The 19990-nt window shown below is 62.4% G+C and carries 16 protein-coding genes; 13 read left to right on the top strand and 3 right to left on the bottom strand.

All coding sequences use genetic code 11. From position 1 onward, the window contains the following. The first annotated feature begins 57 nt into the window (after positions 1-57). Positions 58-1836, top strand: a complete 1779-nt coding sequence (locus tag FJ867_RS15560; protein WP_140817838.1) for a portal protein — start codon at positions 58-60, stop codon at positions 1834-1836. After that, on the top strand, positions 1833-2156 hold the full coding sequence (locus tag FJ867_RS15555) for a hypothetical protein (protein ID WP_140515949.1): 324 nt from the start codon (positions 1833-1835) through the stop codon (positions 2154-2156). The genes FJ867_RS15560 and FJ867_RS15555 overlap by 4 nt, the downstream gene beginning before the upstream one ends. Positions 2157-2703: 547 nt before the next feature. On the opposite strand, the gene FJ867_RS15545 is transcribed toward FJ867_RS15555, so the two are convergent. Continuing rightward, positions 2704-3018 (bottom strand): YMGG-like glycine zipper-containing protein, encoded by a 315-nt coding sequence (locus FJ867_RS15545; protein ID WP_140817835.1) that lies wholly within the window; start codon positions 3016-3018, stop codon positions 2704-2706. Positions 3019-3324: 306 nt separating this feature from the next. On the opposite strand from FJ867_RS15545, the gene FJ867_RS15540 reads away from it, so the two are divergent. The 10 genes from FJ867_RS15540 to FJ867_RS15495 all read left to right on the top strand — a co-directional run bounded on the left by FJ867_RS15540 (position 3325) and on the right by FJ867_RS15495 (position 14820). Further along, positions 3325-4236, top strand: a complete 912-nt coding sequence (locus tag FJ867_RS15540) for a hypothetical protein (protein WP_140817833.1) — start codon at positions 3325-3327, stop codon at positions 4234-4236. Positions 4237-4281: 45 nt separating this feature from the next. Then, a complete protein-coding gene (locus FJ867_RS15535) occupies positions 4282-5271 on the top strand; it encodes a Coat protein (protein WP_140515933.1) in 990 nt (329 codons plus the stop codon). Between the two features lie 177 nt (positions 5272-5448). Then, the gene (locus FJ867_RS15530) at positions 5449-6060 is read left to right on the top strand and encodes a hypothetical protein (protein ID WP_140561078.1); all 612 of its coding nucleotides are present in this window, start codon (positions 5449-5451) and stop codon (positions 6058-6060) included. After that, positions 6060-8516 carry a hypothetical protein gene (locus FJ867_RS15525; RefSeq protein WP_140817831.1) on the top strand — a complete coding sequence of 819 codons (2457 nt, stop codon included), beginning with the start codon at positions 6060-6062 and terminating at the stop codon, positions 8514-8516. The genes FJ867_RS15530 and FJ867_RS15525 overlap by 1 nt, the downstream gene beginning before the upstream one ends. Positions 8517-8808: 292 nt before the next feature. After that, a complete protein-coding gene (locus FJ867_RS15520) occupies positions 8809-9462 on the top strand; it encodes a hypothetical protein (RefSeq protein WP_140817830.1) in 654 nt (217 codons plus the stop codon). 2 nt (positions 9463-9464) lie between these two features. Beyond that, positions 9465-9968: a hypothetical protein gene (locus FJ867_RS15515; RefSeq protein ID WP_140817828.1), complete on the top strand. Its 504-nt coding sequence runs from the start codon at positions 9465-9467 to the stop codon at positions 9966-9968. Beyond that, positions 9968-12496, top strand: coding sequence for a hypothetical protein (locus FJ867_RS28770; protein ID WP_181168367.1), 2529 nt, complete (start codon positions 9968-9970; stop codon positions 12494-12496). The genes FJ867_RS15515 and FJ867_RS28770 overlap by 1 nt, the downstream gene beginning before the upstream one ends. A 56-nt stretch (positions 12497-12552) precedes the next feature. After that, positions 12553-12930 carry a hypothetical protein gene (locus FJ867_RS15505; protein WP_224655991.1) on the top strand — a complete coding sequence of 126 codons (378 nt, stop codon included), beginning with the start codon at positions 12553-12555 and terminating at the stop codon, positions 12928-12930. Positions 12931-13227: 297 nt separating this feature from the next. Continuing rightward, the gene (locus FJ867_RS15500; RefSeq protein WP_140685701.1) at positions 13228-13701 is read left to right on the top strand and encodes a hypothetical protein; all 474 of its coding nucleotides are present in this window, start codon (positions 13228-13230) and stop codon (positions 13699-13701) included. Between the two features lie 597 nt (positions 13702-14298). Then, positions 14299-14820, top strand: a complete 522-nt coding sequence (locus FJ867_RS15495) for a helix-turn-helix domain-containing protein (RefSeq protein WP_140499942.1) — start codon at positions 14299-14301, stop codon at positions 14818-14820. Here FJ867_RS15495 and FJ867_RS29305 read toward each other — a convergent pair. Continuing rightward, complete coding sequence (locus tag FJ867_RS29305; protein ID WP_263486248.1) at positions 14817-14948, bottom strand: hypothetical protein; 132 nt, start codon at positions 14946-14948, stop codon at positions 14817-14819. The genes FJ867_RS15495 and FJ867_RS29305 overlap by 4 nt on opposite strands. Positions 14949-16315: 1367 nt before the next feature. Here FJ867_RS29305 and FJ867_RS15485 point away from each other — a divergent pair. Continuing rightward, positions 16316-18724, top strand: a complete 2409-nt coding sequence (locus FJ867_RS15485; protein ID WP_140663774.1) for a hypothetical protein — start codon at positions 16316-16318, stop codon at positions 18722-18724. Positions 18725-18900: 176 nt separating this feature from the next. On the opposite strand, the gene FJ867_RS15480 is transcribed toward FJ867_RS15485, so the two are convergent. Then, on the bottom strand, positions 18901-19785 hold the full coding sequence (locus FJ867_RS15480) for a hypothetical protein (protein ID WP_140817826.1): 885 nt from the start codon (positions 19783-19785) through the stop codon (positions 18901-18903). Positions 19786-19990 lie beyond the last annotated feature (205 nt).

The raw sequence follows: 19990 nt of genomic DNA, 5'->3' as shown, positions 1-19990 counted from the left end.
GCTTTGCGGCCATCTCCCCCTCAAGGGGGGAGATCCCCCAGTTTTAACGAGGCCCCCATGACCAGCGATTCCCGTGCCCGCGATATTCTTTCCCGCCAGTCCGAGCTCGAGAGCGAGCGCGCCGCCTACGAGCCCGTATGGGAGGCGGTGGCGGAGTTCTGCGATCCCGATGCGCCCGATATCCTGTCCGGGCGCGGTGCCCGCCGCGGCGACAGCCAGGCCGAGCGGCAGGAGCGGCGCGGCGCCCGCGTCTATGCCAACACCATCAACTCGGCCGCCAACCGGCTGGCCGCCGGGCTGGAAAGCCTGATCATCCCGCAGTCGGAGAAATGGCACGGGCTGACCACCGCCGAGATGGACGACGAGGAGACCGACGAGGAAAAGGAATGGGCGGAAAACCTGCGCGACTTCCTGTTTTCGCTGCGCTACTCCGCCAATTCCAATTTCGTGCCGGCGACGCAAGCCTGCCTGCGCAATGTCGTGCGCTACGGTCCGGCCTATCTCTATGCCGAGGAAGGGTTCGGTTCGACGCTGATCCGCTACGCCTCGATCCCGGTGGTGGAAGGCTATCTCTCGCGCAACCGCTGGGGCCAGGTCGACATCTTCCACCGCCGCTACGAACGCACCGCGCGCCAGGCGGCGCAGCTGCTCGGCTATGAAAAACTGCCGGCGCGCATCAGGACGCTGGTCGACGACCCCGCCAAATGCGAGGAGAAGATCGCGCTCATCCAGTGCATCCAGCCGCGTGACGAGCGCCGCATGTACCGATCGGGCGGAAGCTACCGCTATCTCGACGCCGCCTTCGCCTCCTACCATGTCATCGAGGACGAGGAGGAGATCGTGCGCGAGAGCGGTTTTCGCACCTTCCCGGTGTCGGCCTTCAACTGGCGCCGCTACGAGGGCGACGCCTATGGCATCTCGCCGACCATCGAAGCCTTGACGACCGTGCGCGAGGAAAACGCGGTCCGCCGCTCGGGCCTGCGCGCGCTGCAACAGATCACCGATCCGCCGACGGCGTCGAAGGCCAGGCTCGACTATGTGCCGGTGCTCGATCCGGGCGAGAATTATCCTGGCCTCATCGACGACAATGGAAGGCCGCTGATCGCGCCGATCACCACCGGGCAGAACCCGAGCTACGCCTTCGACTATGCGGCGAGCCGGGCGGAGGAGATCCGCGACATGATGTTCGTCAACCTGTTCCAGACCCTGGTGCAGAACCCGCAGATGACCGCCACCGAGGCGCTGATCCGCCAGGAGGAGAAGGGCGCGCTGCTGGGGCCGTCGGGCTCGATCATCCAGGCGGGCTTTGCCACCAATCTCGACCGCGAGCTCGGCATATTGGAGGACAAGGGCCTCTATGACGAGGACAGCCGGTTCCTGCCGCCGGCGAGCCTGGCGGGCAAGGCGGTGCGGCCGACCTTCACCGGTCCGCTCGATGTCTTGCGCCGCTCGGCGGAAGCGCGCGACACCATCCAGCTGGTGACCACGGCCATGCAGATGGCGCAGTTCGACCCTGATGTGATGGACAATATCGACAGCGACGAGGCGCTCAAGATCGTGCAGAGCGCCGGCCGCAGCCCGCAGCGCATCTTCCGCCGCAAGGATGAGGTGGCGGGCCTGCGCGACGCGAGGGCCAAGGCCAGCCAGGCGCAGGCCGGCATGGCGGCGATCGCCACCGCCGGCAAGGTGGCCAAGGATGCCGTGCCGGCGGCCGTGCAGGCGCGCGACAGCGGCCTGCTCGAAGGCCTGCAAGGCATGCTGCAGGGCGGCACCGCCGATGGGCCGGCACCTGATGCCGGCGCCCAGGGCGCGATGCCGGCCGGACAGCGCGCATGAGCCGCAAACGCTTCGCCCACGCGTCGCAAAACGGTGGCCCCGCCAAAGCACGCGAGGCGCTGGTCAAGGCGTATCTGCGCGTGTTCTCCGGCGAGGACGGCGAAATGGTGCTGGCCGATCTCGCGGCGACGGTCGGCTATTTCAGGCGCCCGTCATACGGCGAGTGGATGGCGCGGACCAGAACCCCCAATGGCTTCGAGCTGCACAGCGCGCTCAGCAACGCGCGCGCCGAAGTGGTGCAGCACATTATGGGGTTCCTGACGCTGGACGAGGCGCAGCTCGTGGCGCTGGAAAAGGCGGCACGGGAGGAGGAGAGGTGAGGCGCTGAAGCGCCGATCTCCCCCCTCGTGGGGGAGATGCCCGGCAGGGCAGAGGGGGGCGCTGTCCCGCCGGCCTTGCCGTGTTCATCGCACGGCGATCAAATCACGAGCGGTCGCTCAAGCCGGGCCCTAGACGACAAACATATGGCCATGTTCAAAGTTCGGCGGCGACCGAGGTCGGCGCTCTACGGCGCCCCCCTCTGTCCTGCCGGACATCTCCCCCACGAGGGGGGAGATCGGCCGTCGTGCATGCCGCGCCCCACTATTTGCCCCTTGGCTCCCGCGCCGCCGCCCCGGCAACGGCGGTCTGTGACCTTGCGGTGACCACGACCCGCTTCGGCCGATCATCGTGCAGAATTACCGTGACAGTGCACTTTTAAAGATTGCACCCACGTGATTGGAGTGAAGCGCCGTACTGCCACATGGAAAAGAGTGCACTGTCACCGTAATTCTGGTTCGGCAGCGCCAGCTTTTTCAAGCTTCGGCGCTGCCCCTCAACCCCCTGCCGGGACCTTCTCCCCGTGAACGGGGAGAAGGCGGCTAACGATCAATAATTGCCGTTGTAATAGCGGTCGTCGCAAGGCGCGGTGTAGATGCGGCCGTAGCGGTCCTGGTAGCGGCAGAGCTGGTCGCCGCGGCGCTGCGGGGTGGTGGCCGAGCCGACGACGGCGCCGAGCAGGGCGCCGCTGGCCGCGCCTATGACCGTGCTCTTGGTGTTGCCGCCGATGGCCTGGCCGACGAGGGCGCCGCCGGCGCCGCCGATCAGCGCACCGGTTCCGGCCCGCTGCTGGCCTTCCGTCTGCGCGCAGCCCGCCAGCGCGGCGGTCATCAAAACGGCGGCAATGACTTTATGAAGGTTCATGTGACGTCTCCCTTGAAGGATTGAAATCCCTATCGGTCGTCCCGTGCGGCCGCATTGCGGCGGAACGGCGGCACAGGCTCTCACGATATAAGACATGGTTTCTCGGGCGTTGATGAACCGGGAGGCGAAAACACCTCTTTCGAACAAGGCGCTAGCGCCGATGCCTGTCAAAATGATTCAGCCTGAGCGGTCCCGGCCGTGTCTGGCCGCCCTTCCTGCCGCGTAGACCGCTCCTCACCCTCACACAAGGACGATTGGCGGCGCCACCAAGCTCACTTTCAACCTAACCCTCAAAAGGAACATCACATGACAGATCTGGCAGATGCCGGGTCCGTGGTTGCCTCGTCGCAGCCGGCGGGCAACCCGGAACGGCCACCGGCAGGCGCGGATAACGGGTCCGCCGGGCTTGCCGGCAAAAGTTGGTTTGACGGTCTTTCCGAAGGCAACCGCAAGCTTGCTGAAGCCAAGGGCTGGACCAAGCCTGAAAGCCTCGATCGGGTTTTCACATCCTATGCGGAGCTGGAGCGGCGGCAGGGCGAAAGCCTGCGCGTTCCAGCCAGGGACGCGCCTAAGGAAGACTGGGACAAATTCCATGCCCGGCTGCCCGAGGCGATGCGTCCGCTGACATCGCCCGAAAAGGTCGAATACCGGCGGCCCGACGGCCTGCCGGAAACCTTCGCCTATTCGGACGAACTCGCCCAGGCGTCCAAGGCCTGGGCGGTCGAAGCCGGCGCCACGCCGAAGATCGCCCAGGCCTATCATGACAGGTTCGTCGGCTACATGGCCGAGCAGGCGGCGGCCCAGCAGGCAGCGCTCGCCCGCTCGGTCGAAGCCACCCATGACGATCTTGTCAGGGATTGGGGGCCTACCGACAGCGATGGCTTTCGCCAGAAGCTGGAGGTGGCCAACCGGGCGATGAAGAAGCTCGGCCTGGTCGATGCCTACAAGCAGAAAGGCATCCTTCTGCCCGACGGCGCCCTGACCGATCCGCAGATCGCCAGGGCCTTCCAGGCGATCGGCGAGGCGATGTTCCGCGAAGACACGATCGACGCCGACGCGGCGCCGCGGGGGCAAAACCCCTTCCGGCGCAACGCCGCCGGCGAGCGCAACGTTTCGGCCATTTCAGCCCTTGTCAAAAGCGACCCTCAACGCGCCCGGCGGCTGGCCAGGGAAGCGGGCGAAAACCCGGATCTCTGGATGCCGAACAACCCGCTCTGATCCCGACGCATCAGCCGCCGATCAATCTCTCAAAGGAAAGACAAAATGGCAGACGCCTATACCCGTATCGCGGACGCGATCGTTCCGTCCGTTTATGCCCAATACGCTTTCGAGGAGCACGTCCAGTCGCTCGAAATCTACCAGGCCGGCATCCTGTTTTCCGATCCGGCCATCTCCTCGAAACTGTCGATGGGCGGCCGTTCCGTCGACATGCCCGGCTGGAAGGACCTCGGCAACGATCCGTCCGAGCCGGTCAATGACGACCCGGCCGATTCCATCGAGATGAAGAAGATCGGCTCGCGCCGCGAGGTCGCCGCCCGCAATGTCCGCGCCCAGGCGTGGGGCGTTCCCGACCTGACCTCCATCCTGGCGGGCGACGATCCGCAGAAGCTGATCGTCAAGCGGCAGACCGAGTACTGGCAGCGCGCCAACAAGCTGACCCTCATCGGCATGCTCAAGGGCGTCGTCGCCGACAATCTGGCCAATGACGGCGGCGACCTGGTGCGCGCCACCGGCGCCTCCATCGTCGACACCGACATCATCGAGGCGGCCTACCTGATGGGCGACCGCGCCGACAAGTTCCGCACCCTCTGGATCCATTCCAAGCAGATGAAAGCGCTGAAGCTCGCCGACCTCATCGACTATGTGCCGTCCTCGCAGCAGGGCGGGCCGCTCATCCCCTATTACATGGGGCTGCGCTGCGTGGTCGACGACGACATCCCGCAGGCGGCGGGCGTCTACACCGCGTTCATGTTCAAGGACAAGGCGATCCTGTGGAACGAGCTGCCCGTGAACACCGAAGGCGGGCCGCTCGAGTTCGACCGCAAGCCGCGCCAGGGCCATGGCGGCGGGGTGACGGAAATGGTCGGCCGCCGGCATTTCGTGCCGCATGTGCCGGGCACCCGCTTCCTCGACGCCTCCACCGCCGGCGAATTCGCCACCGACGCGGAGCTGGCGCTGGCGGCGAACTGGGACCGCACCGCGTCGAGCGTCAAGACCATGACGTTCATCGCTCTGAAGACGACCGAGGCATAGGGTTTCGTCTCCCGGGAGGTGGGCCAGGCCCACCTCCTTCCTGCGAGCGCCGGCGCTTGAACATTGACGCCAACCGTCGATGCCGGCGCTGCCCCTCATTGCCCTGCCGGGCATTTCTCCCCGTGAACGGGGAGAAAGACGCACTTCCCCCAATCACAACCCACGGAGGCCTTACCCATGGCCATAACCCCGACCGACATCGCCAATATGGCGCTGGCCGTCCTCGACGAGGCGCCGATCGACAGCCTTGACGAGGACATCAAGGCCGCGCGCTTGCTCAACATGCATTTCGACCTGACCCGCGAGGCCGAGTTGACGAAATACGCCTGGGTGTTCGCCATCCTTTCGGCATCCCTGGCCGGCAGCGATACCGGTTCCGGCGATTGCACGCTGAACTGGGTCTATGAACTCCCCGTCGATTGCCTTCGCCCGCTGCCGCTGACCCACAATGGCGAGCCGGACGGCATCGCGATCTCGTGGCGGCAGGAGGCGGGGCTGGTCTACAGCGACCGGGCGGGACCGCTCACCATCCGCTATGTCGCGAACCTCACCGACCCCAACGACTGGGACGCGCCGTTCACCGAAGTGCTGGTGGCGGCACTCGCCGTCAAGATCGCGCATCCGCTGACGCACAAGGCCGGCATGATCGACATTGCCCGTTCGGCCTACGACCGCGCGCTGGACGCCGCCTTCACCGCGCAGGCCATCCAGCGCGGCGGACGGCTTTCGACATCGAGTTGGGCGCGGCAGCGCGGCGACAGCCGGTTTTATGCGGGGGCCATGCGCTGATGGCGACGCTCTATCCGGTCCAGGACGTCTTCACCCGCGGCGAGATCTCGCCACGCCTGCACGCGCGCGCCTCGCTTGATCTCTACCGCGCGGCGCTGTCGAAATGCGAAAACTTCGTCACCCTGCCGCATGGCGGCATCCGCAAGCGCGGCGGCACCTGTTTCGTCGGCGAAGTCAAGACGTCCGCCAAGGCGACGCGGGCGATCCCGTTCATCTTCTCGGCCGACCAGGCCTACATGCTGGAGTTCGGCAATCTTTACATCCGCGTCTACGCCTATGGCGCGCGTGTCGGCACGGTCGAGGTGGCCTCGCCCTATCTTGAAGCCGACCTGTTCGATCTCGACTATGTGCAGTCCGCGGACCAGATGTGGATTTCCCACAGGGATTATCCGCTCAAGGTGCTGACGCGCACCGCCCATACGGCATGGGCGCTCGACGACTACGCGATCGACGACGGGCCCTATGACGACATCAACGATAGGCCGACCACGCTGACGCCCGCGGACTATGGGGCGCTGACGCCGAAGATGACGTCGAACACCGCGCCTTCCGGCACGGTCTCAGGCATGGGCGGGGCAGGGGACGCCTTCCAGCTTTTCGACAAGGCGACAGAGACGGACAGCGGCATCGCCGGTGCCACCAACGGCTCGGTCACCTACCAGCTTGCCGGTGGCGCGCAGGCCATCGTCGAAAACTACTATCTGACCGCACGCACCGGCGGAACGGTCGACCGCACGCCGACTATCTGGGTGCTTGAAGGATCGAATGACGGCGCGACATGGGTGACGCTCGACAGCCGCACCGGCGAGACCGGCTGGTCGGGCGGCGAAACCCGCTACTATGAATTCCTGAACAAGCTGGCGTTCGAGTATCACCGCTTTACGTGGAAGGCGATCAACGGCGCTTCGGACAGCGCGTTTTCCGAACTGAACCTCAACCGGGCGGCGGCCAGCCAGACCCCGTTCGACCTCACGGCGTCATCGACCGCCGGCATCAATGGCGGCGCCGGCTTCCAGGCTTCTGACGTCGGCCGGGCCATTCGCCTGCTAGCGTCCGACGGCCGCTGGCGCTGGGCCAAGATCACCAGCCGCACCAGCGCCACGGCGGTGAAAGTCCAACTGCATGGATTTGCCCTGCCGGACCTCAGCCCGATATCCCGCTGGCGCCTGGGCACGCTTGTGCCGGGGAAATATGTCGAAAGCGGATCGCTCTACGAGGAGCGCCTGGCCTTCAGCCGCAAGTTTTCGGTCTACGCCTCGGCAACGGGGGATTTCAACAATTTCGCATTGGGCGAGAAGGATGACGACGCGCTGGAATTCCTCCAGGCCGGCGGCGGCCAGGCGAACGACATCACGTGGATCGCGGAATCGGACGGCGCGCTGCTGATCGGGACGCTCGGCGGCGTCCGCGCGCTCTCCGGCTCCGGCATCGACGAGGCATTGACGCCCTCCTCGTTCAAGAACCGGCGCTCGCGCACATCGGGCTGTGCCCGCATCCGCCCCGTCGATGCAGGCCAGTCGTTCCTCTATGTCACGCGCTCGCGCCGCTCGATCGCCGAGCTGACGCAGGCTTCGACCGGCCGCTTCACCTCCGACGATATCGGCCAGATCTCCGAGCATATCGCAAAGCGTGGCGTGGTCGAGCTGGCGTTCCAGACCGACCCCGACCCGATGCTCTGGTTTCCGCTCGATAATGGCGAGCTCGGCGGCTACACCCACCAGCCCTCGCAGGAGGTGCGCGGCATGCACCGCCACCGCCTCGGCGATACCGTCGCCGGTTCCGGCTGGGCGGCCGTCGAAAGCGCTGTGGTGACGCCCGGCCAGGATGGCGTCGACGACATCTGGCTGATCGTCAGGCGGACCATCGGCGGCGTGACCAGGCGCTATATCGAGATCATGACGGCGCCGTTCGAATATGGGGCGCTGGAGGACGCCTTCCAGGTCGATTGCGGCCTGACCTATTCGGGCGCCGCCGTCAACACCGTGTCCGGGCTTGCCCATCTCAACGGCGAAAAGGTCGACGTGCTGGCCGGCGGCAAGGTCTATCGCGGGCTGCCGGTCGCCTCCGGCCAGGTGACGCTGCCCGGCGGCGCCGTCGCGGCCAGATGGCAGGCCGGGCTTGCGTTCCAGTCGCAGGCCGACACGCTGGAGCTCGACGTCGCCGGCCGGGACGGCTCGATCCTCGGGCGGCGCAAGAAGGTGGCGGGTGTCATCCTGTCCCTGCTCGAGACCGACACGACAGGGCTTCAGGTGCAGTCGCTGATCCGCGGCCGCTGGGAAAGCGTGCGCATGCCCTCCCTCGTCGCGCCCGACGGCAAGGCAAGCCTGTTCACCGGCAATGTCGAGGTGCCCATCGACGACAGCTGGGAAGGGCAGGGCCGGGTGCGGATCCGCCACGTCAACCCGACGCCCTGCACGATAAGGGCATTTACGCCAGTGTTCGACGCCGAGCCGTAGGGCGAGCTGGCGTTCCTCGCCCCCGCGAGGCGGGGGAGAGGTGGCCGCGAAGCGGTCGGAGAGGGGGCCTTCGTAAGGCGCAGGCGCTTCTGCCGGAGAGTCCGGCACAGGTCGGCGCCATCCCCTCTCCGTCTCGGCTTCGCCGAGCCACCTCTCCCCACTTGGGGGGGCGAGGAACCCAGGCTGAATCAACGCCGCGATCCTTCGCGCCTCCCTCTGCCCTGCCAATCTCCCCCACAAGGGGGGAGATCGGCGCTCCACCGCCTCCAGCCCACCACAAGGAACCCATCCCGTGACCACATCCCCCCATGCCGAACAGCTCGGCAGGGCGCGGACGGCTGCCGAATATGCTGCCGTCATCGCCTTGCTCGATGCCGACCTCAATGATGCGATCGCCCGCCGGCGCGGCTGCGAACAGGCCGAGGACCGCGCCGTTTTCGGCGACGGCGATCTTTCCGCCGCGCGCATCGCGCTGGACGACTGCAACGACGTCGTCGCGCTGCTGGAGAAGATTATCGCTGCCGCGGACAAATGCCGTGCCGCGGCCGCCGCGGCAGAGGCGCGCGCGGCCGTCGAGGCGCTGGGCGGGCAAGCGAAAACCAAGGCAGAGGTGCTGACCGAGCGCTGGCGCGCGGTGCGCCGCCTGGTCGAGCTGTTGCGCCAGGAACTGTTCGAGGCCGATGCGCTCGCCCGCGCGCTCGCCACCGCCAACGGCCTCTTCGACGCCGCCGGCATGCCTGACCTGAAGGTGAACCTGGCCGTTGCCCGCCGCGCCGCCATGGCCGGGCCGCGCGCGCCGGCGCCGGCGCGCCTCAGCCGCCCGGCGATCCAGGCCGACAGGCTGCTTCTGTCGTTCACCAACCCCGGCGGCGCGCTCGACCCGCGACCGGCACTCGGCGCGCGGGCAGCCAGGAAACCCCCCATTGCCGCATCCCAGCGAGGCTGACCATGTGCACATTAGCCCTTCTCGGCACGGCCATCTCGGTGGGTGGCGCATTGATCGAAGGCCGGCAGCAAAACCAGGCGGCCGGTTATCAGGCCAAGGCCTACGGGCAGCAGGCGCAGGCCGATGCGCAAAGTGCCGCCTTCGAACAGAGCCAGGAACGCCACAGGCAGGATCTCCTGCTTTCGCAGGCGCGAGCCCGGGCGGGCGCCTCCGGCGTCGGCCTATCGGGCTCGCCCACCGAGGTGCTGGCGGCCAATGCCAGGCAAGGCCAGCTCGACCTGAAGGCGATCCAGTACGGCTCGGCGCTGCGCCGCAACACTCTCGACAGCCAGGCGGCGCTCGCGCGCTACTCCGGCAGGCAGGCCGCGGCGGCGTCGATCTTCAAGGCCGGCGGCAGCCTCGTGTCCGGGCTCTCCCGTCTCTACGACCCGACCAAGGCCGTGACCTTCGGCAAGGGCGCCTTCCCGCCGGCGCCGGGCGGCGCCTTCACGGGAGGGCTCTACTGATGGCGACGATTCCTCTCCAGCTTGCCCAGCGCCGGCTCGAGGCCGGCAATGGCGTTTCCTATCCCGAGGGGTCGCCGGCCGGCAGGGCGATGCAGGATCTTGGCGACGAGCTCTCGGCCGTCGCCGAGCGCTACCGGCAGATGAAGGAGCGGCAGGAGGCGTTCGACGCCGAGCTGGCGCGCCGACGGTTCGCCGACCGCATCGCGCAGGCGGAAGACGAGGTGGCGGCGAACGCGCCGGCCGACGGCAGCGGCCTGCACGATGCGATGTATGGCGAGGTCGATCCGCGCACCGGGCAGGTCGTCAAGCCCGGCCTGTTCGACACGCTGTTCGACGAGACTCTGCCTGAGATACCCGAGAGCCGGCGGGCCGCTTTCGCTAGGCAGAAGGAGCCGATGCGCGCGGCCGGCTCGCCGCGCATGGCGCAGCGGCAGCAGGAGCAGCGCGATGAATATGAGCTGGCGGAGTGGGCGAAGGTCGACACCATGTCCACCAGCTCCATCGCAAAAGGCGACCCGAACGACATCGGAGCTTTCGAGGCGATCCGGCAGAACGGGTCCGATCTGATCGCCAAGATCGGAAACCCGGTTATCAGGCAAGCGGCGGAAGTGGCCTGGCGCAGCAACACGGCCAAGGCACTGGTTCAGGCGATGATCGCCCAGGATCCGAAGCGGGCCGCCGAGATGTTGGGCGGGGCGCCGGCAGACTCTTCCAGCAGCGATGCCTCCGACGTTAGCTGGATCCGTCTTGCCGGCAGTTCAGATACGGCGGCAGCGAAAGGCAATCGTGTTGGCAAGCTCGCGCCGGATGAAATTGTGGCACAAGCATTTGGGGAAGACATTCCACAAGACGACCGGTCGGCGCTGCTCCAACAGGCGCAGGCGGCTCACGCTTCTCAGCAAGTTGAGATGCGCACCCGTATTGGCCTCGCCGAACAGAACGCACCTAGGGCGATCAGGGACACTGGCAGCTATTCGGGCCCGACCTTCACGCCAGAACAGTTCGTGGGGCTCTACGGGGCGACGGAAGGGTTCAGGCGTTTTCAGGCTCTCCATCAAGCGCTTGATGTCAGTCGCCAGTTCCACGGCATGCGCACAATGTCCAATGACGCCGTGCAGGCCATGGTCAAAGAGTCTGCGCCCAAGGCCGATAGTGCGACGCCAGAAGAGGATCGGGCGCGTTATGATGCAATAGCCGCCGCGGCGGACCTGACATTTCAAGCGAGGCGAGGCGATCCGGGCGGTTATGTACGCAAGACATTCGCGGCCCTCGACGCAGCTTGGAATAATCTTTCGAAGCCGGAGGACTATCAGACCGCGATCGTTGGCTCGATTGCCGCCCAACAGCAGTTGGGCCTCAACCCCGTCCAGCCGTTGCCGAATTCTGTGGCAAAAGGCGTTGTAGGGAAATTTAAAGACGAAGCTCACCCGCCCAAATCTCAGCAGACAGAGCTGCGCAATGTGCTTGCCGCTCTGCCGAATCAAGAGGCGCTTGAAGCGGTGCTTGGCCATCTTTTGCAGGCCAGTGCGTCGCAAGCAGACAACGATGCCGCGAACAGCTCGCTTCGGGCAGCAGGCGTCGACCCGATGGGCGTGCTCGATTTGCAGAACACCGTCCAGTCGGGATGGTCGGTACCAACTGGGTACGCAACCAACCGGTACCTGACGGCTCGAGAGCGGTTAGGGAACCTAATAGCTGGCGATAGTGAACCGGGAAGTCTGTGGCGGTTCGCCGCGCAAAAGCTTGTAGGCTCTGAGGGCCTCGGCAATGACGGTATTTCGGTAGCCGACTTCACACCTGTCGTGGGAGCTTCGTTGGCGCTCGACGAAGCCCTGAATGCCGCCCTGGATGGAAACTACAGCGATGCAGTGCTCGACGCCTTAGGTACCTTTCCCGGCGAAAAGTTGGTGGGTGAGGTTTTCCAGGGCGCCAAAAGTATTGCCAAGCCCTGGGTCGAGAGCTCTTCCGTATTTTCGAAGCGATCGGCTGAACTTGCCAAAGGCGGCGAGATACTTGTTCGTGGCGTCGACGCCGAAACCCTTCGATCCCAACAAGCCATTGCTCGGTCGGTCTCTCGGCAGTCTCGACGCCGTAGAACGCGATCCGGTGAGATATCCGAAAGTGCTTTTGAAGCTGCAATGCTGGCTTCTCTGCTTTCTAGGGACGCCTCCATGATTAAATATGCCGGTGCAAAGGTTGGGTGGACGAAATCAAAAAACTACCGAAAAACGTTCTTTAAAGCGAATCCCGCACTCAACGAGGGAGATTATGTTGTTCATCATAGTGTCGAGCAAAACGTTCTTGATAGATACCCAGGGCTTTTTGCAAGTGAAGAGATACATTCACTCGAAAATCTCCGTGGTGTCCGAAAGGAATTCGACGTAAATTTGCATTTAAAAGTGATTCGAGCCGAGTGGGATGAATTCTATAAGACGCACATCACGGCAACCCGGCAGCAAGTGCTTGACTACGCAACTGAGTTAGACAAGAAATATGGGCATCTGTTCGACCCACCGATAGGTGAATAATGCGATATTATGAAGTTAGGCCTGACGTGGCTGGTGGGCTGGGTGAGAACACTGTTATGGACACCAGCGTCCATCCGCCTGCCGTGAGCAAGCTCCACTATCAGGTTGAGGGATGGTTCGGCGACGCGCTTGTCACCACTTTTCCTTGTTTCCTGGTGACGGAAGAAGCCAAGCGCGGATTGCTCGATATTGGCATCTCCGGCGCTACATTCGCTCCTGCCGAAGTGACCAAATCCGAAAATTTTCTGGAGCTGCAGCCCGATGTCGAGCTCCCTCCGTTTGTTTGGCTCAAGGTGGACGGTAGAGCAGGTCACGACGACTTCGGCGTCAATCAGAAACTGAACCTCGTGATATCGGAGCGCGCCTTCGATGTGCTTGATGAACTGGGACTTCCTTCCGCATCCATCCAACCGTTCGACGTCGGCAATAAGTAGTGGGGTCGCCCGCGTCGTTGCCGACGAACGTTAAAGCGCCTCGGATAAGTGTCGAGTTAATCATGACGATCAATGCCAAATCCAATTTTGAGCAGCGTCACACATCTGCCTTCGGTTTAATGTCAGCCGGGCTCGACGAAAAGATCTTATCGTCGCCAATGGTGGGCTAGATCACGTATCAAATATTAAGCCTCGTACCAGGGAAGAGCACATAAGGCTCCACATGGAAGCCGGCGATTTTCAGCGCTGGGCTAGGAGACGATGGCTGCGGACTAAGATAAGTAGTGGAGAGAAACTGTGAGCAAAATTACCCCGGATCTCGGTAAAGTAAGCCGTCTTCCTCTACCAGCAGACGACCCAGGTGCAGATGATGACCTTGACAGCGCCCTTCTGGAAGCTCGTGAATATATCCAATCTTACGACTGGGTAAGGAGAATCGAAGGCGAGTATTTCGGATATGGTGCCGAAGGGATAATATACATTTTTCTCTTCGAGATTTCACCCGGGAAACCAGATGTGCCACGATGGATATGGGTGCTCGTCGGTGATGTACCCCCAGCGTACATGCCCGGTGACGATTTGGAGACCCCGTACGAGGCGCTGGACGGATATATCGGTGCAATGGATGAGTGGGTTGAAGCTGCGCGGCAAGGGAAGTCCGTGGCGAAGCTCATTCCCGTTAATGTCCCGGCGAATCCCGCCAACGCCGAGATGTTGAGTGGACGGCTTAAATTCCTCGACGAAAAGATTCTGCCGCTGCTTCAAGAATGATGTCTCGGCAGGCAGAAGAGCCTAAGATATGGATAAATGGAAGTTCGAAGATCCAGAAAATTTGGCCGTCATATCGACCGGAAAAATATTTGGTGGTGGCGGCTGGGTTGCCTAGGCCTCACATGATGCCGATGATGAGTCGTGGCAATTCTACGGAGATGAAGCTGAAGTTGATCAAGGCGACCTAATTTTGGTAGCCACAATATATGGTGCTGCGTCTGTCCCCTTCTCCCGGTCGACTAGCGTAGGCTGGGGCTAAGTTGGCACGATTCGGGTGTTGTCAGTATCTCGCCAATTCGGAGATCGGTCAGGCCTTGACGCTCGCCAGCACCGGACATACTTTCTATAAGCAAGTTGCGTAGGGATCGCGTTTGCAGCCCGATGACGTGGAACTCATTCTGGACGCCGACATCTCGGAGGACCCATGCCTCCTCTTTGATGTCGTCACGCCGGATGGCGTGCTTCAGCTATTGGGAGAAGTGGAAATGGGCGGCAACCATCTGGTCGTCCGTGACCTCCATATTGGGGGCGATGCCCAGGTCCAATGGGGTTGGTCCAACTTGCGCAGGCTCGGTCGAGTGATCGCGGAGAAGCTTAATGTCGACTACATCGAAGTTCATGGAGCGGTTCGGACAACGGGTGCGAACCCGGGACGTCGTCCGGGTGTCGTCAGGCTCTCCCGTCCGGCTGAGCCTCAGCTTTCTACACGGCGCGAATACTCCTGAAGCTGCTCGGGTTCTCGTCAGGAGGCATCTGCCGCTGAGGACGGCCCATGCGGTCCTCACTGAGATGGTCGATCACGGCAAGGCGTTCGTGACCGTTCCTTGCGTCGACGACCTGCGAGCACTGAAGGACGAACTCTCGTCCGCAGGAGTGATCGCGAAGGTTCATGCGCCGCGGCCGATAAGCGTTCGCGAAGTTCGGGATAGCACGAAGCTGTCCCAGGAGGCGTTCTCCGTGAGGTATGGCCTTGATCTGGCAACGCTTCGAAACTGGGAGCAAGGCCGTTCGGAACCGGATGCAGCTGCGAATACTCTCCTTTGGACCATCGCCCGGAATCCGGAGGCAGTCGAAAAATCGCTCGACATGGAGGACGAAGTGGCGGCGCCGTCTCCCTAGTAGTCTAAACCACGGTTGCCGACCGTCTCGACCGCTCCGGCGATCCATATCTGGTTGGCTTTGCTGCTGCTGCCATCCATCTCCAGCGCGTCCTCCTTGCGCCGATATGGGATGGCGGACTCGTCCACGTCGACAGTTCCGAAAAGCGGTGTCCGGTTTACCATTACCCGCCGGAGCTTGCGGAGCACCAGCCGGCGGTTTTGTAGAGACACCCAGTTCAGGTTGGAGCTGCAGCGCTGAAATGGAGTTGGAGTGCGTCGCCCTCAGGTACGCCGCCAGGAACCATTTGCGCAGCAGCGGGTGCGTGCCCTGCATGACGGTCCCAGCGATCATGGAGGCTGTTTCCAGCACCCAGGCCCCCTTTGCCTGCGCATCCGAAGCCACGGCCGGCCCTCGAGGCGCCATGCTTTTCTGGAATCGCAGCATGGGCATGTGAAGCCGCCCGGCCAGCGCTTGTTGACAGGTAGTCGGCGCTCCACGAACTCCTCGACCGACGATGGCGGCACCGATGGCCAAAGAATACAATTTTAAGCAAATGTTTCCGGATTGGTCTATTCTGTTACCTGGGGGCAGTTCAGGTGCAATACAGCGGAAACACCCACGGAACACCTTGGCTTTAGGGCTGCCAGTGCACTTCGATGGCGCAGCTGGCAGCTCTGCGATGTATAATATTAGCTAGGCGTAAACTTTGGCATGTTCGTTGCACCTTACCCCTTGAGGGGGCCACAGGGGTTGGAACCGATGTATCGAAATGACACAGAACTGTTCGCGCGGGCGAGCGAGCGGGGCATTACGATCTACCAACGCTCGAAAACGGTGTGGATTGCGGCCGGAAGCTACCGGGACCGCGACTATGCGGTGAAGGGGCGGACACCCGCCCTTGCGCTCGCATTGTGGAAGGAGGCCACCAGATACAGCGGGTCGGGACTTTAGAGCCTGTCCTTGCCGTCTGGATGAAGCCTCAAAGGCGATCTAGACGCCCGCTACGCGACAGAACATCTGCAAAGCCGTCAGGGCGCGGGCCTCGGTCGGCTCTTCGCCTGCTGCCTGTGAATCCGCCGGCGCCGCTACCGCTCCAACGGATTTGTACCGGGAAGCGAACGGCCTTTCTTCTGCCGTGCGGTTGTCGTTTGCAGCGACGACAATCGCGGATTTTTTCATCGGAAATCACACCTTGTGGAAGCGCTGCGACATTGACGCTCCCATAGCGCAAGCCACCGCAGTGCGCGGGTGTTAACACGGCAGCCAGTCCGGGAGCAAGCCGGCATTGCTGCTTGTTCAGGAAGTGCGTGCCCGAGGACGGAAAACCGACCGCTGAATTGTCTCTCGCCTGGCCGAGCGATCGTGACCAAACTTCTCAAGGAAGAACCTGAATGACCGTGGCGCCGTGGCCGCACGGGCCAGCGCTTATCCCCTCCGAACCCATCGCCAAGCCGCCAACCAACCCGAATTCCAAGCCTTGCTTTCGCGAGGCTTTTTTTATGGAGCAAGCCTCATGGCCCGACCCGCAACTGCCGCCGTTCGCCTGCTGACGGGCGAGCGCGAACCCGTGCGCCTGGCGACGACGGCAAACCTGGAGACGGTCATCGTCGACGGCGTTGCCTGGATCCTCGGCCTGAAGACGATCGACGGGGTTTTGACCGCCGTCGGCGACCGGGTATTGGTCAAGAACCAGTCGGACGCCCGGCTGAACGGCATCTATACGGCGAGCGAGGGCTACTGGTACCGCGCGGCCGACGCCCGCACCGCGCGCACGATGCAGAAGGGAACGACCGTTCACGTGCAGGAGGGGGTTGTTTCGGGTGGCTTGGTCTACGCTTTCCAGACCCTCAATCCTGTGATCGGCACGAGCGACATCGTGATCTCCTACTATCTGTCGGATGATCCGCTCGGGGATATCGGCGGAGCGCTGGCGGCAGTCATCCACATCGCGGAACTCGCGCGCGACCTGGCCCAGCAATACGCCGCCGACGCCGCGCAGGTTTCGGGCGTCAACGTGCCGATCTACGCTTCCGTGGCGACGGCATCGGGCTCGACGATCGCTGCCGGCGTCAAGAGCATCAGGACCCAGTTCTACGCCCCGGTCTTCACGACCCCGGCAACCCTGGTGGGCGGCGCCAACTATGCCCGCATGTCGCGCGCGGCGATCACCGCCGGCGGCTACCCGGCGCTGGCCTATTTCCGCTCCGCCGACCGTTTCATGCCGGACGGCACGACCGATGCGGTCAATGGCGGCTTTTGGGTATTGAATGAAAGCGTCGTTGACTTACGTCAACTGGGCAGTGGGTTCGGCAACGCAGCGGCCGACACCGCGGCGCTGATTGCGGCGGTCCAGATCGTCGACGGCAAGGATCGCGGCACAATCCGCCTGCCACCAACGAATATCACGATCAACCAAACGATCGACATCGCTCTCGGACTATTCGATGTTGAAGGCTTCGGCCGCGACGTTTCGACCATCACAAGCGCAATGATCAATGGCGCGCCGCTGTTCCGTCTGGTCGGCCACACATTGCGGCTCGGATTTCGCGATTTTAAAGCGCTTGGCAATCAATTGACCGGGGCCGCCGGCAACGGCCATGCCTTCGCGCTATGGGATACGGATGGTTTTCAAAGCGGCTCTGCACTGCCGCAGGGCGTCGTCATGGAGCGCATCTGCATCGACGGCTTCCGTGGCACTGGGCCAGAGGGGGGGCCGCTCGACAGCTTGGGCACCATCGCGGCTTGTGGTGTCAACAACAAGGGCGGCCTCGGCTGCACGTTCCGTGACATCGAGATACTTCGGTGTGGCGGCGGCATGTACATGGGCTACACCCAAAATTGCCTCATCGACAGCCCGCTCTTCTCCCAGATCGACCGTTTCGGCATTCTCGATTACCGTGCGGCATCACTTCGTATTCAGAACGGCGACGTGCAGGACTGCTGTGGCGACGGCACAAATCTGACCGTTCCAGAGGCGATGCCCTGCGCCAACATTATCTCTTTCTTTGGCAATGGGACGATCATCGAAGGGGTGAAGACGAAGGGGGCCGGTGGCAACTGCCAGATTTATGTCGTCCACGGGGCTGGCATCAAGGTCGATAAAAACTGGCTCCAAGTCTACATGCTCAACGATGTGCCGCACAACGGCATCATCATCCATAGGACGACTGGCTTCTCTTGCGACAACAATACGTTCGCGATGTCTCAGTCTACCTATGTGGCTAGTCAGAAAAACCAGGGCATTCAGATCACCAACGATCAGGCCAACGACCCGGTGAGCGGATCGGTGCGCGGCAACCAGTTTACGTTCTCTCCAGGCATGGGTATCTCGTCCTTCATTCGCATCGGGGCACCTTCAGGCAATCGCCTGTTCAGCGGCTTGATTGTGGAGGGGAACGTCTTTGGCGGCTTCCTCCCACCGAGTTCCGGCCTCACCGTCGACAACGGCATTCTTGTGGAGAATGCCAAGCTTATCGGGTGTCGTATTGGTAACAACGTCTTCGATGCCACAAACGGAGTGACGTTCACCAACGGCATCCGCTTTGCCAACGTCACCGATGGCGGCAAGAACTGGCTCGCGGGCAATGCGATGAACCTTAGCCTGGGCACGATCACCACGCCCTTCAACGGCATATCTGAAAGCGAGCTCCGCACCATTGGACAGGTATTCCTCAATCCGACGCCAGGCATCCCGACGGGGACAAGTCTGACTGTGCAGGTTGCCGTACCAGGTGCCGTTCGTGGTGACTTGGTAACGGGCATTGGATTTAGCGCCGACCTGCTGGGCTGCACGATTAAGTACGCCGGGGTCGTCACCGCTGACATTGTCGACATAATCATTGCAAACGATACAGGGGTAACGAAGGACCCTGGCAGCGGCGTGATGACTGTTGTGGTCCGCAAATGGCAGTTCGGAGGCTAATCAACGGATCAACGAATCACCAAAGAACATAGCCAGGAGGTTGCCGGCGACCATCAACCAGAAGAAGGCTCGGAAAAACGCGTTCCTCCAGACTAAGCCGAACACCTCGACACATGCAATCCGCCAACGATCTCCTTCGGCAAGATACTGGTGGGCCATCCATCGCAAGGTTTTCACTAGAGAATACCTTTGGCCCAATAGCCGAAGAAAACAACCTGTGACGCGAGAGCCGCAATTAGTGTAAGGCGGCGCCAGTGAAGATCGGGAATGCTGGAGATTGCAACCGCAAGCGCTGGAATCGCAAGAGCGACGAACCGGATGCCATTCTGATTGTAGAGGTACATCCCGAAGCAGAGTGATGAAGCGAGAACTACAACAAACGCGGCAAACTTCCTGCTGAACAGGTGATCAAAGAAGAGGAAAGGGACAGCATACGCCGTTACCATCATCGTCAGCAGGAATCCGCTCGTAGTAATTTCTATCGTCGCTCGCCTGTCGCCGATCGAGCCCAGAAGGTAGCTTTTGAGGATGGTCACGGCGACAACTATGACCGCTATATAGCATGTCGAAATTAGCACATGTCGGCGCCCGCAAATATCGGAGCCCGTGATAATTTGGCCCACTGCGAACGCGCCGGCAAAGACCAGAACCGCAGAATGAATAAAGGGTGCAATTCCCACCAATGCATATTTGACCAGGCGCCATGGCAATAGGAGGGCCAGATAGATTGCGGCCATGGCGACAGCCGACCGTACTTGAGAGAATACGAGATCGATTAATTGAGGGTGGATTAGCAAAAGGATGTAGGCTGGGGACGAGGCTTTGACTGCCACGTAGACGCTGATGACTACCAAGGAGATTAAGGTCAGGGTAGAAAAGATGCTGGCTAGTTCGAAGCTCTCTTTGAGAGCGTAGATACCCTTCCGCCAAAGGTATTCTTGGGCATACCAATCGATCAGTGAAGCGGTATCAGGAGAAACATAGTATGCCCTTTTGTCGAAATTCTGGATGTAGTTCTGCAGATCGGGAAACGGCGTTCCTCTGACCATCACCCAGTTCACCATCCATATGCACAGGGCAACCGCTACGCCGATCGTGGGCTTTGTCAGTCTTTGTAGCTTCCCCATAGTCTGACGAGTCTGGGAGGCATACGATTGGTTCACCCACATTTCATGCCCGACGCGCCAGCATAGTCTTCTCTCAAAGTGTTCGTCTTGAGTTGCAATTTTCTAACCATGTGCGGTCAGGCGCGCAAGGCGATCTTAA

The sequence above is a fragment of the Mesorhizobium sp. B2-5-3 genome (genome assembly GCF_006441005.1).
GTDB lineage: Bacteria > Pseudomonadota > Alphaproteobacteria > Rhizobiales > Rhizobiaceae > Mesorhizobium.
The sequence above is the reverse complement of the archived record's forward strand: the minus strand, read 5'-3'. Positions and strand labels throughout refer to the sequence as shown.

Bases quoted from the DNA above. Each gene is read 5' to 3' on its own strand.
- FJ867_RS15560 (WP_140817838.1), top strand. From the start codon at position 58: ATGACCAGCGATTCCCGTGCCCGCGATATTCTTTCCCGCCAGTCCGAG.
- FJ867_RS15555 (WP_140515949.1), top strand. From the start codon at position 1,833: ATGAGCCGCAAACGCTTCGCCCACGCGTCGCAAAACGGTGGCCCCGCC.
- FJ867_RS15545 (WP_140817835.1), bottom strand. From the start codon at position 3,018: ATGAACCTTCATAAAGTCATTGCCGCCGTTTTGATGACCGCCGCGCTG.
- FJ867_RS15540 (WP_140817833.1), top strand. From the start codon at position 3,325: ATGACAGATCTGGCAGATGCCGGGTCCGTGGTTGCCTCGTCGCAGCCG.
- FJ867_RS15535 (WP_140515933.1), top strand. From the start codon at position 4,282: ATGGCAGACGCCTATACCCGTATCGCGGACGCGATCGTTCCGTCCGTT.
- FJ867_RS15530 (WP_140561078.1), top strand. From the start codon at position 5,449: ATGGCCATAACCCCGACCGACATCGCCAATATGGCGCTGGCCGTCCTC.
- FJ867_RS15525 (WP_140817831.1), top strand. From the start codon at position 6,060: ATGGCGACGCTCTATCCGGTCCAGGACGTCTTCACCCGCGGCGAGATC.
- FJ867_RS15515 (WP_140817828.1), top strand. From the start codon at position 9,465: ATGTGCACATTAGCCCTTCTCGGCACGGCCATCTCGGTGGGTGGCGCA.
- FJ867_RS28770 (WP_181168367.1), top strand. From the start codon at position 9,968: ATGGCGACGATTCCTCTCCAGCTTGCCCAGCGCCGGCTCGAGGCCGGC.
- FJ867_RS15505 (WP_224655991.1), top strand. From the start codon at position 12,553: ATGGACACCAGCGTCCATCCGCCTGCCGTGAGCAAGCTCCACTATCAG.
- FJ867_RS15495 (WP_140499942.1), top strand. From the start codon at position 14,299: ATGTCGACTACATCGAAGTTCATGGAGCGGTTCGGACAACGGGTGCGA.
- FJ867_RS15485 (WP_140663774.1), top strand. From the start codon at position 16,316: ATGGCCCGACCCGCAACTGCCGCCGTTCGCCTGCTGACGGGCGAGCGC.